8 protein-coding genes are annotated in these 19241 nt (G+C 43.6%); all 8 read right to left on the bottom strand.

Going from position 1 to position 19241, the window contains the following annotated elements; all coding sequences use genetic code 11:
- Window positions 1-2: 2 nt before the first annotated feature.
- Window positions 3-1229, bottom strand: a complete 1227-nt coding sequence (locus H6G96_RS13670; protein ID WP_190911953.1) for a glycosyltransferase — start codon at window positions 1227-1229, stop codon at window positions 3-5.
- 96 nt (window positions 1230-1325) lie between these two features.
- Complete coding sequence (gene glf, locus H6G96_RS13665) at window positions 1326-2480, bottom strand: UDP-galactopyranose mutase (protein WP_190911952.1); 1155 nt, start codon at window positions 2478-2480, stop codon at window positions 1326-1328.
- A 47-nt stretch (window positions 2481-2527) separates the two neighbouring features.
- Window positions 2528-3697 (bottom strand): glycosyltransferase, encoded by a 1170-nt coding sequence (locus H6G96_RS13660; protein ID WP_190911951.1) that lies wholly within the window; start codon window positions 3695-3697, stop codon window positions 2528-2530.
- Window positions 3698-3747: 50 nt separating this feature from the next.
- Window positions 3748-4635, bottom strand: coding sequence for an SDR family oxidoreductase (locus H6G96_RS13655; RefSeq protein WP_190911950.1), 888 nt, complete (start codon window positions 4633-4635; stop codon window positions 3748-3750).
- Between the two features lie 38 nt (window positions 4636-4673).
- Entirely contained in the window at window positions 4674-6542 is a 1869-nt protein-coding gene (locus tag H6G96_RS13650) for a hypothetical protein (RefSeq protein WP_190911949.1), read from the bottom strand.
- Window positions 6543-6591: 49 nt separating this feature from the next.
- Complete coding sequence (locus H6G96_RS13645) at window positions 6592-9597, bottom strand: type I polyketide synthase (protein ID WP_190911948.1); 3006 nt, start codon at window positions 9595-9597, stop codon at window positions 6592-6594.
- Between the two features lie 5 nt (window positions 9598-9602).
- Complete coding sequence (locus H6G96_RS13640) at window positions 9603-14297, bottom strand: type I polyketide synthase (protein ID WP_190911947.1); 4695 nt, start codon at window positions 14295-14297, stop codon at window positions 9603-9605.
- Window position 14298: 1 nt separating this feature from the next.
- Window positions 14299-19182, bottom strand: a complete 4884-nt coding sequence (locus H6G96_RS13635; protein ID WP_190911946.1) for a type I polyketide synthase — start codon at window positions 19180-19182, stop codon at window positions 14299-14301.
- Between the last annotated feature and the right edge of the window lie 59 nt (window positions 19183-19241).

Raw genomic sequence — 19241 nt, 5'->3', positions numbered from 1 at the left:
TGTTACCTATACTCAAGTGATGCTGTCTCTGTTGTTTTGTACCTATCAGCGAGAATCTTTTGCAAGTTCTCGCAAATTTCAAACACCGCTTGATTGTTTACAGCAGCAATATTTGCACGGTAGCGAGCAAAATTTTCCGGCTCTAGAAACTTCTTCGCTGCCTTATCGATATTACGAAAATCATCGACAACTAGACCCACTTGTTTCTGTTCTACCCAATCAGCGTTGTAGCGTTCGTGGATGAGAGTAGAAAAGTTACGTTCCGTAATCATTGGCAGCTTCATAACCAGAGCCTCACTGATACTACAAGCACCTGGTTTATTGATTAAAAAATCTGAAAGATGCATATAGTAAGGAATCTCTTTGGTAAAACTGGTAACAAACCGCTTTTGAATACCTTGGCTTTCGCGTAGTTCTTGGGCTAGTTCTTCATTGCGTCCGCAAATAAAGATGAGTTGTAGTTTTTGTCCAAAACTCTCCAAACGCTTGGCAATTTCTAACATTACTTTAGAACCATTAGCACCGAATAACACAAGTCCGGTGAGACAGTCTGGATCTAAACCTAAACGTTGCCTTTGGGCACGGCGATCGCACACAATGGGTTCATAAAAGCGAGGATGAACAATCGTTCCCGAAGTTTTAATAATTAGTTCCTCTTTTACTCCCATAGAACGAGCTTGTTCTACTGTTTTTTCAGTTCCACAGACAAAATTAATTCCTGTGTCTGGTTCTATCCAAAATGCAGGCGGAGAATCAGCATAATCTCCAATAATAGTTACTACAGGGGTTCCTGGTTTTGCCTTTTGTACACTTTCCCATAACCCTTTGCTATACATTGGGACTACGGAAACTACTAAATCTGGCTGTTGCTCACGCCAGTATTCCTCAAATATTTTGACACCGACATCGTGATTTAGTTTGACAAGTAGTTTATTTAGGCGCATCTTTAACGGCCAAAGCCATGTCCAGCCGCTTTTCAGCATCAGGTTATACAAGTCATGCCCAGAAAATCCAAATAGTTTGTAGGCACTGACTATCTTTTTTTGCTCTGCTAAACCATCCGCTATTTCGTCTATATCGGTTACACTAAAACGCCAAGGTAGTTGTTGCTGCTCAACAACTGCGCGTAGTGCATTGTACATAGCGTAATGCCCCCCACCACCTTGGGAAGTGAGAACATTAATCAAAAACTCTTTTTTTGGAGATGATGATAATTGCGTTGTTTTCATAAATACAATTTTGAACAGTAGTTATTTGTTGAACTGTTATCAAGAAAGAATTCACAACTACAGAAATATTAGGAAAGAGATATCGCTGCATTTCTTTCATCTTGCAAGAACAACTTGTGGTTCAGATGTTGAATTTGCAATCTCTTTTTCAAACAAACCTAATGCTCGCAGCACTGCATGATCCATGTCGTAGTACTTGTAATCTCCAAGTCGTCCGGCAAATAGTACTGTACCGTTGAGTTTTTCTGCCTCTTTGAGGTAAAGATTTAAGCGATCGCGATTATCCTCATTGAGAATGGGATAATAAGGGTCATTTTTCCCCGGTACATAAGCCTGGGGATATTCCATCACTAAGGTAGTTTTAGGAGAAGTTTGCCCCGATAAATACTTTTGTTCGGTGATGCGGGTGATATCGTAATCGTTGGGGTAATTAACTGTACCAACTTCTTGGTATAATTCTTGATCCAAAGTCTCAAACTGGAAGCGCAAACTACGATATGGCAACTCGCCATACATATAATCAAAGAAAGTATCAATCGATCCAGTATGGAGTATCCGGTTAAACTTAACGTCTTTGATAATTTCTCGATAATCTGTATTTAAAAGCACCTTAATGTTAGGATGAGCTAGCATTCGGCGAAACATTTCGGTGTAGCCAAGCTTAGGCATAGCTTGGTAAGGATCTTGAAAGTAACGGTCATCTCGACTGATGTAAACTGGAACCCTTCCGGTTACTCCCTTATCAAGTTCCTCTGGTTTCACTCCCCATTGCTTCATGGTGTAGCGAAGGAAGACATTTTCATAAATATAATTAGCTAAAAAAGCTAAGTCTCCACTGGCACTTTCACGCAGTTTTAAAATAGGTACTTTAACCCCAAAACCGAAGTTTTCTAGAAGTAAGTTTTCTAGCTTTTGTGCATAGTGGGGAGGAAAAAGAGCATAAAGAGAATTCAGATTAAAAGGAATCGGAACTTTCTTTCCTTCTACAACTCCTAGTACATGATGATAATAGTGTCTCCATTCTGTAAATTGGGAGAGATAATCCCAGACTTTCTTAGACTTGGTGTGAAAGATGTGAGGCCCGTATTTATGAACTAAAATACCATGCTCGTTGTAGTAATCATAAGCATTCCCACCAATGTGATCTCGCTGCTCTACAATCAGCACCCTCTGTCCTAACTGGGTTGCAATCCGTTCCGCCGTTACACAGGCTGAATATCCCGCCCCGACGATTAGCCAATCAAATATCATTTATTTCACCCCTCAGTTATTTTTTGCTCAGAACTTCAAAGTTTCTTTTATGCATAACGAAGATTAGGAGTGCGATCGCCTTCTCTGTGTATTTCTAACTGTGGTTGTTCCAAGATTCCTTCTAAAATATCTACAACTTCAAACACTGCTTTATTATTAATGGCGGCAGCATTTGCACGGTAACGAGCCAGAGTTTCCGGCTCGATTAACTTTGCTACAGCTTGGTTAATATCTCGAAAATCGCGGACTACAATCCCAATTTCATTATCTGCAATCCACTCAGCCGAAGGCCGTTCTTGAAACAAGCTTAAGGCATTGCAATCTGTAATTACTGGCAAGTTCATCGCCACAGCTTCGCTAACACCTACAGAGCCAGATTTACCAACGAAGAAATCAGACAGATGCATATAGTAAGGAATCTCGCTGGTAAAAGTTTCCACAAACCTTGGTAAACGGCTTTGTTGACGGCGCAAGGTGACTGCTAATTCTTCATTGCGTCCGCAAATAAAAATAAGTTGCAGGTTTAATTGTGATTTTTCCAGAGAATCGGCAATTTCTAGCATCACGTTTGAACCCTGACTACCAAAAGTGATTAAAGCAGTAGCTAAATTTGGGTCTAGTCCTAAGCGTTTTCTTTCAATTTGGCGATCGCACAAAACGGGTTCATAAAAACGAGGCTGAATGATTACTCCTGATGTGCGGAAAATTTTATCTTGTGTATAACCAAAGTTTTTGGCTTGTTCAACTGCCTTTTCAGTCGGACAAATCAAAAATTGCTCTTGCTTTTCAATCCAAAAGTGGGGCGGACAATCGGCATGATCGGTGATAAATGTGACGAATGGTACACCTGGAGATGCTGCTTGCAAACTTTCACAAAGCACTCGATTAATATACGGTTGCACTGAAACTACCATATCAGGCTGATGCTGCTGCCAGTATTTTTTCAAACGTGCTAACCAAGCAGAATGTTGAAGGCGGATTTGTAGCTTGAATAAGGGAACCAATAGGGGTTCGTTAATAAGTTTTGCCCAAGTTTTTTGGAGTACGAACTTATTATAAAAATCCTGCGATGCAGAGGTTCCAAGGATTTCTATAAAAGCCTCGACTAAATGGATTTCCCAAGGCAGTTTTCGCTCCTCGATAACTTTTTGCAAAGCCTTGGCAGTGCTGCGATGGCCTGCACCAGCATCATAAATCATCAAATATACTTTTTTCATCGCTTTTTTTTATAAGGTTTGTATTAGCGATCGCTACCAAATCAACAGATTTATTTCAAATCTGGTGTTGCGCCGACCATTGTTCTACTTTCATCAGCTTTAAACGCAACTTGCATTTGATTTTCAGCGCGTTTTTGGTTGAGTTTATTTACCCCAATCCACTGATAAAATTTATCTCCAAATCGGGGGAAAATTTGCCATAAGGCCAGTAAGAGTTTTGTAAAATTTGCTGTCATCAGGTCTTGATTAACAATCACTTCTGCCTGATTTTGCTTAATAGCCTGGATTACTGCGATCGCTACGTCTGTTGGCTTCGATGTACCTGCTAAACTTGGCGCAGGTATACCAGTATCAGCAAACATCCCTTGACCAGAAACATATCCCGGACAAATCACCGAAACATCTACACCAGTACCTGACAATTCTTGCCTTAGAGAATCGCTCCACATGAGCAAACCGGCTTTACTGGCACAATAAATACTGTTGTAGGGATTTCCTTTTTTAGCAGATAGAGAAGCGATATTAATTATGTGGCCCCTTTTCTGACGTAACATTGTTGGCAATAACAAACGGGATAATTCCATCGCAGACAGCAGGTTAATTGTCAATACTGACTGTAGTTCTGAGGCAGAGTAATCTTGAAAGTTTTTGTAAATCTCGATACCTGCGTTGTTAACTAAAATGTCAATAGGTCCTGCAAGTTTATTGATTTGCTCAACCAGATTTGGCATATCTTCTAGGTTACTGAGGTCATATTTAATGCCTAACCAGCGACCACCTAAAGCTTTGATTTCGGCAGATAATTGATCCAGTCCTTCTTGCGATCGCGCCACACCAACTATAGTTGCATTTTCTTTTGCCAAACCGCGAGCAATAAAGGCTCCAATTCCGCGTGATGCACCTGTTAAAAGTACTGTCTGACCTGCAATTATTGACATGATTGCTTAATATCCTCATTCATTAGTACCAACCCAGTTCAGCGAGTAGTGATGGTTTCTTTGAGAGAAGGGAAATGCTTACCACCCAAATCAATTTGTCCCTTTTCAACTCCAGTTTTGATTCTGGCGATTAAATACTCCCAGTCAGAGGCGATGATATTTGTGCCATGATCTGGTTCAATCAGGCTGGCTAGGGCAATATCGCTGCCATATTTGTTGACTAAATCGTGTATGCCTAAGAAGTTGAAAACTCCTGATTCATAGGTTCCACAAGGAACTGAGGGATTGTGTACTCCAGTGCAATACTCGTTATCTGGCTCAAACCACTGAGTTGAGGGATACCCGTGGAAATGAACCATTGGTGTACCATTTTTAATAAGTTCTGGCGCATACAAAGCCGCAGCTAGTGCGATCGCAACCATGACATAAAGATCATAAGAGGGTTTAATATCACCCACTACTAGATCCATACCTTTTGGTAATTGCAGTAATAATCTATCTTGCAGCCCCAACCTCAACACATCAGTTTCTAAATTCAGGTTTGTTTTATTCGCGCCTGAACGAGAACTAATCACCCAGATATCTGGTAGCTGTTTAAATACCTCTTTTCCCCCAATTCTGGTTTTGATATATCTTCTACCGATTTCATTCTGGCGCAGTTCATCACAACTGAATCCTTCAATAGAAGATAGATTTTCCCACTCTTGCTCAGATATTTCTACAGCACCTATATATTGTGGCGGCTCGGCGTAGGCAACAAAACCATAAGAAACGCCTGTTCTACCATTAGCCATCCAATCTACAATATCTCGGTGAGACTTTCTTTTAATCACATCGTCAATTTTAAAACCAGAAGGTAGTAGACCTGTTGATGCTAACTCCTTACCTAATCTGACTAATTGTTTTGCATAAATAGATTCTTTCGGATCATACTCACCAATCTCAAATCGGCTCAGAGATAGTGGCAGAATTGGGACATAAATTTTAGGAATTAAAGAGTTACAAACGAATTGATCAACCGACTCAGCAGAAAATACAGAGTCTGACAAGTTCATATTTAAAATGGAAATCTTTTCATTTGAAACTCCAATTACAATTTCAGAAAATGTTCTAATTAGAGTGTTTACACCAATAGGAATTTTTTTCTGATATGGAATACTTGGATCAACAAACTCTTTATTAAGCTTCGTTAACATAATAACTTGAGTATTTGTTGGGTCTTCAAGTGGTAGGATATTTTCTTCTGCCCAACTAATAAACTGCATAATTTTAGAAGCAGATAGCTGTCGGTCTTTTAAAATAAATCGAGAATAGAATTTATAAAGTAACTCTACCACAAATATCTTCATTTTTCCAATTAAAGAAGGATGTTTATCCACATCAACAACAGCACTAACACCTGTTTTAATGACATTTGTGGTAATGTTCTTTTTCCAATTAATCAAAGGAATAGTAATTTCGTAATCAACCTGTTTAGTTGCTTCTTCCCAAGTTAAGATTTGAACTCCATTGCCCCGGAGCTTATCTTCTAACTCTTCTCTAAATTTCAAAATTGTTTCTTCATTGTATCCATCTGGCAAAGGTCTAAAAGCAACTTTTAGCTTTTTGGCCATCGCCTTTGGATCAATAATGGGAGGGGTAAAACCTGCAACTTTACGGCAAAAACCTCCAATTAAACGACCAATTGTTTGCAAGCTGAGGTCTTGAGTTTTAGTTCCAGAATTATCATTAGTAGTTTCGTTACTTCTTTGCAGAAACGCCAGAATTTCTGTCTTGCGTTGAGCTAATTCAGTGCGTTGTTCTGCTGATAGCAATCCCTTTGGAGAATTGACTTTTAGTTTACCATTGTCAGTCCACAACTGAACGCCTTTTTGAGTTAAATCTTCTAAAAGTTCTGATACGTTCATAGATTCTTAATCTCCATTAATTTGTAATTGTTTTAAACAAGTTTTGCAATTAAATTTCAAAAATTTCTGAGTCAGAAGCTTCTAACTCTTGGGCTAAGTGCTGTGAAAGCGACTCAATGGTGGGATAATGCACCAAGAGAAGTGGAGACATATCAATTCCAAGATATTGTTTACCAGCGTTAGCGATCGCGATCGCTAATACAGAATCCAATCCGTAGCTATCGAAAGGTACTCGAATATTTATCTCATCAGGCTTGACTCCTAAATCATTAGCAATTTGGTTAGTTAACCAAACTTGAATATCTTCTACTGTCAAAAATTGAGCATTAATCGCTTGTGCTATATCTGTTTGCTTTTCCCCTTTTGATTCATCATGCTGCTGAGGATGCTTCATTAACAACCCAAGCAGTTTAGGCAGCAAATTTAATTCCTCTTTTGAGAGTTCTCCGGTTATTTGTAACTGCTCGATCAGTTGTTGGTTATCTATCTGAGCGAGAAAGTCATGATTTTGAGAGGAAATGTCAACTTTTTTATGTCCATTGTTATTAGGCTCAAACCAGTAGCGCTTTCGTTGCCAAGGATAAGTGGGTAGTTCTACATATTGATGTGAGTAATTTTGGTCAAAACCTAACCACTCTACTTTTACCCCACGCGCATATAAAGAACCTAAACTCTCAAGTATTTGTTGCCAATCATCTTTACCAGGATTCAGAGTCGAAAGCCAAACTTTTTCAATATTAGGCAAGCCATCAACTAGAGTCGGCTTTGGCCCAACTTCCACAAATATTTCGTAACCTTGTTGAGCTAAGTTATCTATGCTGGCGGCAAATTTCAAGGGTTGTTGCCCTTGACGGCTCCAATATAAAGGGGTAGCTATTTCACTAGTAGTTAATTCACCAGTCAGATGAGAAACTAAAGGAATTTGTGGTTGAGAGTAGGTGACTTCTTTGAGGATGGCTTGGTTTTCAAAAGTAAAAACTTCGGGTAATGCTTGCATTAAGCGCCCACGTTCAGCAACCAACTTCAAGCTATCTTCCAAGCTGAAAACTTCAGCAACACAGGCTGCAACATATTCCCCAACACCGTAGCCCATAACTGCGGCGGGTTCTATACCCCAAGATTTCCATAACTGGGATAAGGCGTATTCGAGGGCAAATAAGGCAGGTTGGCTGTAAGCAGCTTCTTTGAGCAGAGAACTTGTTCCTGATTCGGGATACAGAATCTCAACCAAGGAGCATTTTAAATAAAAACGCAGAATCTCATTGCAACGGTCGAAAGCTTGCCGAAATTTTGGTTGGGTTTCATAGAGTTGACGACCCATTCCGACATATTCTGAACCTGTATCGGGGAAAAGGAAGACGATTTTGGGGGAATCTGTAACTTTTCCCTGGAATAATCCGACTGTTTTTTGCCCAGCGCTGAAGGCAGTTAGTTTGTCACAGAGTTCGGTAGATGAAGATGCTACCACACTTAAGCGATGTTGAAAGTGCGATCGCCCGGTATTAGCACTAAAGCAAATATCTCCCACAGCTAAATCTGGATTATTAGCGAAGTGCTTTTCATACCTTTGAGCTAACTGCACAAGTGCCTCGTCTGTCTTCGCTGATAAAGTCAGCAGGTGCAGGGGACGTTCCACTGTTCTTTCTACTGGCTTTGAAACCGGAGCTTCTTCTAGAACTACGTGGGCGTTAGTGCCACTAAAGCCAAAAGCACTTACTCCCGCTAACCGCCGCTTTTCTGTTATCTGCCAAGGCATACGTTGTGCAGGAACTTTCAGTGGCAACTCATTCCAGTTAATATGAGGATTCGGTTGTTTGAAGTGCAGATGGGCTGGAATTTCCCCATGTTGTAAGGCAAGCACCACCTTAATTAAACTTGCAATACCAGAAGCTGGTTCTAAATGTCCAATGTTGGTTTTTACCGAACCAATAACCAAAGGTTTGTCTTGAGGACGATTCTTGCCATACACTGCCTCTAAGGCTGCTACCTCAATCGGTTCTCCTACACATGTGCTTGTGCCTTGAACCTCTACATAGTCTACTTGCGCTGGTTCCACGCCGCCATTCTCTAAGGCTTGGCGAATCACGGCTTGCTGAGATAGTCCGTTGGGAGAAATTAAGCTACTACTGCGTCCATTATGGTTAACCGCAGAACCGCGAATCAAGGCTAAAACTTTGTCCCCGTCAGCCAAAGCATCCGAGAGGCGCTTGAGGACAACAAGGCCACACCCTTCTCCTTTGACAAAGCCATTGGCAGCAGCATCAAATGTTTTGCAGCGCCCATCAGGGTTGAGCATCCGTGTTCTGGAAAGAGCAATGCTTGTGTCTGGGACGAGATTTAACCCAACTCCGCCAGCTAAAGCTAGATTGCATTCTTTTAAGCGCAAACTCTGACAAGCCAAATGTACTGATACCAAAGAGGAAGAACAGGACGAATCGACAGCCATACTAGGGCCTTTTAGTCCTAAAAAATAGGATAAGCGCCCAGCAGCTACACTTAAAGAGTTACCGATCGCAGAAAAAGCATCAATCTGGGATACATCTCCTAACGATGACATGACTTTGCTGTAGTCATTTAAGTAAATACCGATGAAAGTCCCTGTAGCTGTGTTATGTAAATGCTCTGGTACTTGATTAGCATTTTCTAAAGCCTCCCAGCTAACCTCTAGCAAAAGCCGTTGCTGAGGATCTATGCTTACTGCTTCCCGTGCTGAAATCCCGAAAAACTCAGGGTTAAAGGTATCAACTCCTGTCAAAAAACCACCTTCGCGGGTACATACTTTACCAGGCATATCCGGTTCTGGATTGTAGTATTTTTCCAGATCCCATCGGTCAGCAGGAACCTCGGTAATGGCATCAACTCCGTCGCGCAACAGCCGCCAGAAAGCCTCTGGATTTTCTACTCCTCCAGGAAATCGGCAACCCGTGCCAATGATCGCAATTGGTTCCTGTTGGGCGTACTTGAGCGCGTCAAGCTGGGTTTGTAAGCTTTCTATAGCTCGAAGCGCCTGCTTGATTGGAGATGGAGACTGTGCTTGCTCGGAATTTACACTCATTGCTTTTAATACCTCATGCTTGCTAATTTGGTAAGTAGTAACGCTTCGGCCTCACTATCGGATAAATCGTCAAAATTTGATTCAGGGATAATTTGCTCTACAACTTCGCTCTCAACGACATCAGATGTTGCCAGCATTTCCCCAGCTAAATAGTCAACTAAGGCTGCTACTGTGGGATAGTCAAAAACTAAGGATGCAGGAATCGAATATTCCAAGCTGGTTTGGAGGCGATTTTTTAACTCCACAGCCATAAGCGAATCCATACCCAGGTCTGTAAAACCTTGATATATGTCTATTTCTTCAGGTGATTTCAAATTTAAGACTTTGGCAATTAGGGAGCGAACGTGAGTTAATAATAGCGATCGCTTTTCTTTAGCAGGAGCTGCTTCTAATTGTTCGAGAAACTCAGATTTTGCAGTTTGTGCTGGTTCTACCTGTGAAGCAAATACCTCAAGGAAGGAAAATTCTAAATTTTGTGGCAGTTGTCCCAAGAATTTAGACCAGTCTACTGGTAGCACACCTATCTGAGCGACATCCTGAGTTAGAATATCCTCCAATATCTGCAATCCTGACTCTAGCCCAATTGTACTTATACCTTGCTCTGCCCAACGCGCTTGTTCTCGACTGCTTAAAGCATCTGCCATGCCTGCATCTTTCCAAGGACCCCAGTTGATGCTGACTGCTGGTAATCCTAGGGCGCGGCGGTGATGCGCCAGCGCGTCCATGAAAGCATTAGCGGCAGCATAGTTTCCTTGTCCGGGGGAACCTAGTAAGGCAGATACAGATGAGAAGCAAACGAAAAAGTCTAGCTCTAAATCTTGAGTCAAGGTATGTAAATTCCATGCTCCAGCTACTTTGGGAGCCATCACCTTGCTAAAACTTTCCGTAGTTTGCCCTAGCAGCATTCCATCCTGCAACACGCCGGCAGCATGGATAATACCTCGCAAGGAAGGCATGGAATTTTTCACATTCGCCAACAACTTACTAACATCGTCTCGATTTGAGATGTCGGCTGGAACAACCAGTACTTGCGCCCCCGCTTGCTCTAACTTGTTAATTTCTTGCTGCACTGCTTCAGAAGCTCCACGCCGTCCTGTAAGCACGAGGTGCTGCGCTCCATGCTCCACCAGCCAGTGGGCTACCTTCAATCCCAATGCTCCTAAACCGCCGGTAATCAGATAGCTGTTATTCTCGCGGATGACCTTTCTTTGGTTAATTGCAGATATGCTGGAGGTATGTTGTATTAAGCGGGCAACATAGCGATCGCCTTGACGATATGCTATTTGGTCTTCTGCATCTTGTGCTAACAGTTCCGCCAATAAATTTGACACTTGTTCTTGTGTGGCGGATGGATCTAAATCCAAGCGAGAACAGCGCAATTCTGGATGCTCCAGAGCAATCACTCGTCCCAAACCCCACAAAGTAGACTGTTGCACTTGCAGTGGTGTTAATTTCCCTACTGCTTGAGCGCCCTGAGTCACCAACCACAACCGGGGCGATTCAACCCATTCAGTTCGAGTCAGCGCTTGCAGCAGATGCAACACGCTACCACAGTGTTCTCCCTGAGAAACTTCTAATGCTGATGGTTGATCATTTAAACTCCACAGATGGACAACACCACGATAAGGCGGTTGATATTGGCTTATACTCTCCCGGAGCAAACGTTGGAAATCTTCAGGATTCGACGGATCAATCTGATAATGCTCATCTTGTAACTTCTTGTAACTTGACCCGGCAGTAACGATGATACAATACTCACCCCGTGACTCCAGCAGATGAGCTAGCTTTAGCCCCATCCCGCCTTGATCAGCGAAGATAAACCAACTACCTGATTTTCCGGCTTGGACAGAGTTGAGGGCTTTGGATTGCCAAGCGATTTCATACAACCAATCTGTATTTTGCTCTTTTGATGGGAGGAATTTTACCTCTATTGCCTTGTTAACTGTTTCTACCCAAAATCGTTCTCGTTGAAATGGGTAGGTTGGTAATAATACTCGGCGAGGCTGATAATCTTGATTAAAACCTTTCCAGTCTACTGATACTCCCCGGACGTACAATTCTCCTAAGCTTTGCAGGAGTTGTTGCCAATCGTCTTGTCCAGGACGTAAACTTGGCAGCCATACTTGTCCCTCCTCTGATGCACACTGGCGACCCATGCCCAACAATGTTGGTTTGGAACCGATTTCCAGAAATACTTCATATTCCTGCAACAGCGTTTTCATGCTAGCTGCGAATTGCACAGGATTGAGAATATGATTGCACCAATACTCAGGAGTAGTTATTTCGTCTGTGATCAGTTCTCCAGTCAGATTGGAAATAAGTTTCAATTGCGGAGTCGAGAAAGTAACCTCGCTTGCTACCTGCCGAAACTCTGTCAGCATTGGCTGCATCAGGGGCGAGTGGAAAGCATGAGAAACTTGCAGTTCTTTTGTTTTTGCTCTTTGTTGCAAAACAGCGCAAACTGATTTTACGGCTTCCCGTTTCCCAGAAATCACCACACTCTTAGGGCCATTGAATGCAGCAATTGATACCTGATCGCTAAAAGGTTCTAGAGCAGTCTTTACTAACTCTGGATTTGCTAGCACCGCCACCATTGCCCCATCTTGAGGCAAAGCTTGCATCAATCGTCCCCGTGTAGCAATCAGCTTTAAAGCATCTTCTAAGCTAAAAACTCCGGCTACGCAAGCGGCAACGTATTCTCCAACACTATGCCCCATTACCACTGCTGGCTCTATACCCCAGGATTTCCACATTTGGAAGAGGGCATACTCTAAGGCAAATAAGGCGGGTTGAGTATAAGCTGTCTCATCTAAAATGTGGGAATTACTTACATCCTCTGTTTGCGGATAGAGAACTTTCAGCAAAGATAAATCGAATTGCGATCGCAATATTTCATCGCAGAGATCGAGTGCTACACGAAAAGTTGGTTGGGTTTCATAGAGTTGCCGCCCCATACCGACATACTGCGATCCCTGACCGGTGAATAGAAAAGCTATTCTTGGAGAAGTTGCTCCTTCCATGCGATCGCAAATAATTCCTGCAACTTCTTGCCCTTGAGCAAAGGCAGACAGCTTTTGAGAAGCTTCTGTGGTTGAAGATACAAGCACAGCTAGACGATGTTTGAAATCACCGCGTCCAGTATTAGCACTGAAGCAGATATCTTCTAAATCTAAATCTATGGGGTTGGCAGCTAGATGTGTTTGATAACGAGCAGCTAATTGCTTGAGAGCTTCCTTTGTCTTAGCTGAGAGAGTTAACAAATGTAGCGATCGCTGCGTTGTTGATTCTGTCTTTGGCTGTAATAAAGGCGCTTCTTCTAAGACTACATGAGCATTAGTACCACTAGCTCCAAAAGCGCTAACTCCAGCAATCCGCCGCTTTTGGGTTGCAGTCCAAGCCGTTAGACTTGTTGTTACAGATATTGGCAATTCGTTCCAGTCAACGTAGGGATTGAGTTGCTGTAAGTGTAACTGCTGAGGAATCTGCTGATGTTGCAGAGATAATACAACTTTAATTACACTGGCAACTCCGGCGGCTGATTCTAAATGTCCTATATTGGTTTTTACTGAACCAACTTTTAGGGGGTTTTCTAGCGATCGCCCTTTACCAAACACAGCAGCCAATGCTCTGATTTCAATCGGATCTCCCAGTGGTGTACCTGTGCCATGAGCTTCTACATAGTCTACCTCTGATGGTTCTACTCTTGCCCTTGTCAAGGCTTGGCGGAGCAAAATTTCCTGAGCCGCTTTATTGGGAACTGTAAAACCACTACTAGCACCATCTTGATTAACAGCCGATCCTCGAATCAAAGCGAGGATATTATCTCCATCAGCGATCGCATCACTAAGGCGCTTAAGTACTATGATTCCGCAACCCTCACCTCTGACGATACCATCAGCCGAGGCATCGAAAGTTTTACACCGACCATCAGCAGAAAGAATTTTGGCTTTGGAGAGCGCCACATTGTTTTCTGGTGAGAGAATTAGGTTGACTCCACCTGCTAGAGCATGGGTGCATTCTTCGTTCCGCAGACTTTGACAAGCCGTGTGAATGGCTACTAGAGACGACGAACAAGCTGTATCGATTGCCATACAAGGCCCTTGTAGCCCCAAAGTGTATGACAAACGTCCAGCGATCGCATTTAGGGGATTACCTGTTAGGTAATAAGCATCCATTTGGCTCAGATCCCCGTAGGGCATCAACAGGCGTGCGTAGTCATTTGTCGTTACTCCGACAAAAACCCCCGTTTGGCTGGCTGCTTGCTTGTTATTAACTAAACCTGCATTCTCCAGAGCTTCCCAAGTCACCTCTAACAACAAGCGTTGCTGGGGATCAATTCTCACAGCTTCGCGGGGAGAAATGCCAAAGAATTGAGCGTCAAATTGATCTACTTGCTGTAAAAATCCCCCATACTGGGTATACATTTTCCCTGGAGTATCAGGATTGGGATCATAATATGCGTCAACATCCCAGCGATCGCTGGGTGTCTTTGCGATCGCATCTACCCCGTTTGTCAGCAGTTGCCAAAATGCCTCTGGATCATTAGCTCCACCTGGAAATCGGCAAGCCGTGCCAATGATAGCGATCGGCTCCGCTTTGGATAGCTCCACCGCCTCAAGTTTAGCCCGCGCTTCCTTTAACGCCAAAAGCAAGCGCTGCGATGAATTCAACTGGTCTACTTTTGGAGAATGCTCACCCATGTTAAGTCCTTTGCAGTAAAGATTCTAACCCTGCCAGTTCCTCTGCAATTGAGGCTTCAAGTGCAGTTTCTGATAGTTGCTGAATTATTTCCACTGTTGCAGCCCGTTCCTCTTCATCTGGCGAAGTTGTGACATCGCTGGCTGTGCTGTCCCAGAAAAATACCTCTCGACCCAAATATTTGACCAAATCGGCAATTGTGGGACACTCAAATGTAATTGTTGAGGGTAATGTTGTTCCTAATCTCTTATCTAGCCGGCTCTTTAAATCAATTGCCATCAGCGAATCCATACCCAAATCAAAAAAGCCTTGCTCTGGGTTAGGTAGTTGTGATGGTTCAAAGCCTAGTACTTTACCGACTTCTGACTGGAGATAAGCAGTTAACATGGCTGGGCGATCGCTGGCTGGGGCTGCTTCTAACTCTGCCACCAGAACTGATGTAGCAATCGACTGCGGCTGGCTATCAGCTAATGGTTGAACTGACAATTCCTCAAGTAAGGTTCGCCGTCCTCTGGCCTCGTATAGCCCTTTGAACAGCGCCCAGTCCACCTGAGCCACCGTTGCCTGGACTGTATTTGATCCCAGCAACAAACCCAAAGCCGTGAGCGCTTGTTCTGGTTGCAATATGCCAATTCCCATCCGAGCCAGCCAAGTTTGAGCTTCATCAGAAGCCATACCACCATCAGCCCAAGGCCCCCAGTTCACACTTAACGTCGGCATTCCTTGCCCTTGGCGATAGTGGGCAAAACTATCTAAGAAAGCATTGGCAGCCGCGTAATGAGCTTGTCCACGAGAACCCCAGACTGAGGCAATAGAAGAGAAGACAACAAAGAAATCCAGTTTTATATCCTGGGTGAGTTGGTGTAAAAGCCAAGTACCGATCGCTTTGGGACGCAATACTGCCTCTAGCGATTCCCATTGCAGAGATTGCAATGTTTCATATCCCACAACTCCTGCTGCATGAATAATCCCACCTAGAGGTGGCATTGTTGTCCGTACTTGATGTAATAGTTGCAATAAATCTTGCTCTTGGGTAACATCAGCTTGGGCTGCTAGGATTGTAGCTCCCATCTTTTCTAGGTGAGCGATCGCAGTTTCTGCTTCAGAATTAGGTTGTCTACGTCCAGTTAGCACCAGTTGTCTAGCTCCCTGTTCCACCAACCACTCTGCTACTTTCAGCCCTAACGCACCCAGTCCACCTGTAATCAGATAAGTGCTGTTTGCGGATATTGAGCAACTTTCAACATTGGCTGGTAGTTGTTTACGTACCAAACGAGCTACATAACGTTGTCCGCCACGATATGCAAAATGGTCTTCACCTTGAGCATCTGCAATATCTGACAATAGCAAAGATATTTCTTCTAATGTTGGCTCAGGAGATAAATCCACCATGCCACCGAATAGTTCTGGATGCTCAAGTGCTACTACCTTACCCATACCCCATAATGATGCTTGGGTAACTTCTGGTAAAGTTTGCACTGGCTGTGCGCCTCTGGTCACTAACCACAGCCGAGGTGAATCAATATTACTGTGACGAGCAAGAGTCTGCACTAGAGATAGGACGCTGCCACAGCCCAACACCTGGGATTTCTCTAACTCCGCTACTGTTACCTCAGATTTAGCTGTATTTAAATTCCACAGGTGAATAACACCTTGTAGCTGGCTTTGAGTAACTGTTCTAATTTCATTCAGCAACCGCTCAAAATCTGCTGTACTTGCAGGATTGATAACCCAGGTAGAGCCTCCTTTTGACTGATAAAATTCTCCTGGATAAACCAAAATACAAGAGTTACCTTGTTTTTGCAGATGTTCAACGAGAGCCTTTCCTACTCCTCCAATGTCAGCCAAAATCAACCAAGTACCGATTTGTGGCTTTTTGTCAACTTCCGTTATCTCTCTTGCCTTAGATTGCCACTCAATATTGTGGAACCAATCTTGAATTGAGGCAGCGATTGATTGCTGCTTGTGCTGCTTCACCAATGCTTCTAACAGCTTCGGGAGAAATTTTTGTTCATCAGCAGACAGATTCGCCGTTTTAGTAAGTTGTTCTGTTAGCTGTTGAATCTCTCCTTGCTGTAACAGGTGTAACATGGGAGTCTGTGCAATATTCACAACAGGGATTTCTGTCTGGGCAGGCTGATTATCAACAGATTCAACCCAGTAGCGTTGTTCCTGAAAGGGATAAGTCGGTAGTGCTACGCGCTTACGGTTGTAATCTCGGTCAAATCCTTTCCAGTCAATAGCAACCCCTTGCACATACAGTTCTGCCAAACTTTGGAGTAATTGCTGCCAATCAGATTGGCCTGGGCGCAAACTGGGCAACCATAGCAGTTGTTTTACTTGTGCCTCAGACAAGCACTGTCTGCCCATACCCAACAGTGTTGGCTTGGGGCCAATTTCTAGTAATACGTCACATTTCTGCTGCGCTAAAGTCTGCATTCCCTCAGCAAATAGCACAGGTTGTAGCACATGATTACACCAGTACTCAGGATTGGCTACTTCTTCACTAACTAGTTTTCCGGTGACATTGGAAGTTAACTTAATTTGAGGAAGGGAGTATTTAATAGTCTTGGCAACTGCTGCAAATTCCTCCATCATTGGGGCCATTAATGGTGAGTGGAAAGCGTGAGACACCGTTAATGGTTTTGTCTTAACTCCAGATGCTGTTAAGGATTGGCATATTGCTTCAACCATCTGGCGCTTTCCAGAAATCACGACGCTCTGGGGCCCATTGATAGCGGCTATAGATACTACTGTGTCCCGTTTTGCTAACGAATTATCGGCACAGTAGGGTGCAATCTGTTCTGCTACTTGTTCAGGGCTAGCCATGACTGCCGCCATCATCCCATTGGCAGGTAGGGCTTGCATCAGCCGTCCCCGTGCAGTAATCAATTTCAATCCGTCTTCTAGGCTAAACACGCCTGCTACACAAGCAGCAACGTATTCACCAACGCTATGTCCCATCACCACAGCAGGTTTAATGCCCCAAGATTGCCACAGTTTATACAAGGCATATTCCAGAGCAAATAGTGCTGGTTGAGTATAGGCAGTTTCATCTACCAAAACACCCGCATTTTTATTGCTGGGATAAATCACCTCTAAGAGAGATTTTTTGAGATGAGGACGCAGAATCTCATCACACTGCTGGAGGGTTTGGCGGAAAGTGGGCTGCGTTTCGTATAACTCGCGTCCCATGTCCACGTATTGAGAACCTTGCCCAGTGAACAAGAAGCCTATCTTCGGTTGTTTGCGATTGATAACCTGACGAGTTACTAATCCATGAGGCTGCTGCCCGGTAACGAAAGCACTCAACTGCTGTTGTAACTGTTCCACAGATTGAGCTGTCACAGCTAGGCGGTAGTCAAAATGCGATCGCCCCGTACTAGCAGTAAAGCAAATATCTGCCAGAGATAATTCTGGGTGCGTTGCCAGATTTGCTTCATAGCGCTGGGCTAAATCTTGCAATGCCTGCTCACTTTTTGCCGAAAGACTCAACAAGTGTAAAGGACGTTCAACAAGAGGCAAGGGGGCAGGGGGCAGGGAGAAAGGGGAAATGTCATTTGCCCCTTTGCTTTCAGTACCATCTTTTGAATTTTGAATTTGTAAGGGTGCTTCCTCGACAATGATATGCCCATTAGTACCGCCAAAACCAAAGGAACTAATGCCTGCCAAACGAGACTCTGTACTCACATTCCAAGGTTGACGTTCTGTGGCGATCGCAAAGGGTGTTCCACTCAAGGAAATATATGGATTCAACTGCTTCAGATGCAGGTGCGCTGGAATTTCTTTGTGCTGTAACGCCAGTACTACTTTGAGTAAGCTAGCCATCCCAGCAGCAGCTTCCAGATGACCGATATTTGTTTTGACTGAGCCAATTAGACAAGGTTGATCGGTGCTGCGTCCCTCTGCCAATACTGCTTTTAAGGATCTAACCTCAATCGGATCTCCCAAGGATGTACCAGTTCCGTGAGCCTCAACATAACTAATTTGCGCTGGCTCTACTCCGGCATTTTCGAGAGCTTGACGAATCACAGCCTGTTGGGAAGGGCCATTGGGAGCAGTCAATCCATTACTCAAACCATCTTGATTAATTGCCGAACCTCGGATGACAGCTTGAATGCGATCGCCATCTCTAATCGCATCGCTAAGACGCTTCAGCACAACAATACCGCATCCTTCGCCGCGAACATAACCATCAGCACTAGCATCAAAGGTCTTACAACGACCATCCAATGCCATCATCCGAGCTTGGGAGTAGATAATTGTCTGTTGTGGCGACAACATTAAGCTAACTGCTCCCACCAAGCATAAATCGGACTCTGCATTTTGCAGACTGCGACAGGCTAAATGAATCGCCACTAAAGACGAAGAACAAGAAGTTTCAATCGCTAAACTTGGCCCCCGCAGATTGAGCAGATAAGACAAGCGATTTGCAGCAATACCAAGTGTATTACCAGTGCCATCATAAGCATTGATGCGTTCTAAATCCTTAGAAACCACAATTCCATAATCATAGTTCCCAATTCCAATAAAGACTCCTGTCTGAGTACCAGAGAGATTAGAAGGTGCAATTCCTGCATTTTCCAAAGCCTCCCAAGCAACTTTCAGAACCACTCTCTGTTGGGGATCTATCCGCTCTGCCTCGCGGGGCGAAATACCGAAAAAGCTCGGATCAAAACTATCTACGCCTTCGATAAATCCGCCATAACGAGTACTCATTTTTCCCGGTGTAGCAGGTTCGGGATCGTATAAACTATCTACGTCCCATCGTTCCATAGGGACTTCGGATATAGCATCAATACCATGATGCAAAAGATGCCAGAAAGCCTCTGGACTGCTAGCGCCAGGAAAGCGACAGCCAATACCGACAATAGCAATGGGTTCCACTAATTAAGTCCTCAATACTGATGTATTGCTGCTTTATACGCTTAAAGGTGCGATCGATC

Origin of the sequence: Nostoc sp. FACHB-892 (assembly GCF_014698795.1) — a bacterium.
Lineage (GTDB): Bacteria > Cyanobacteriota > Cyanobacteriia > Cyanobacteriales > Nostocaceae > Nostoc.
The sequence above is the reverse complement of the archived record's forward strand: the minus strand, read 5'-3'. Positions and strand labels throughout refer to the sequence as shown.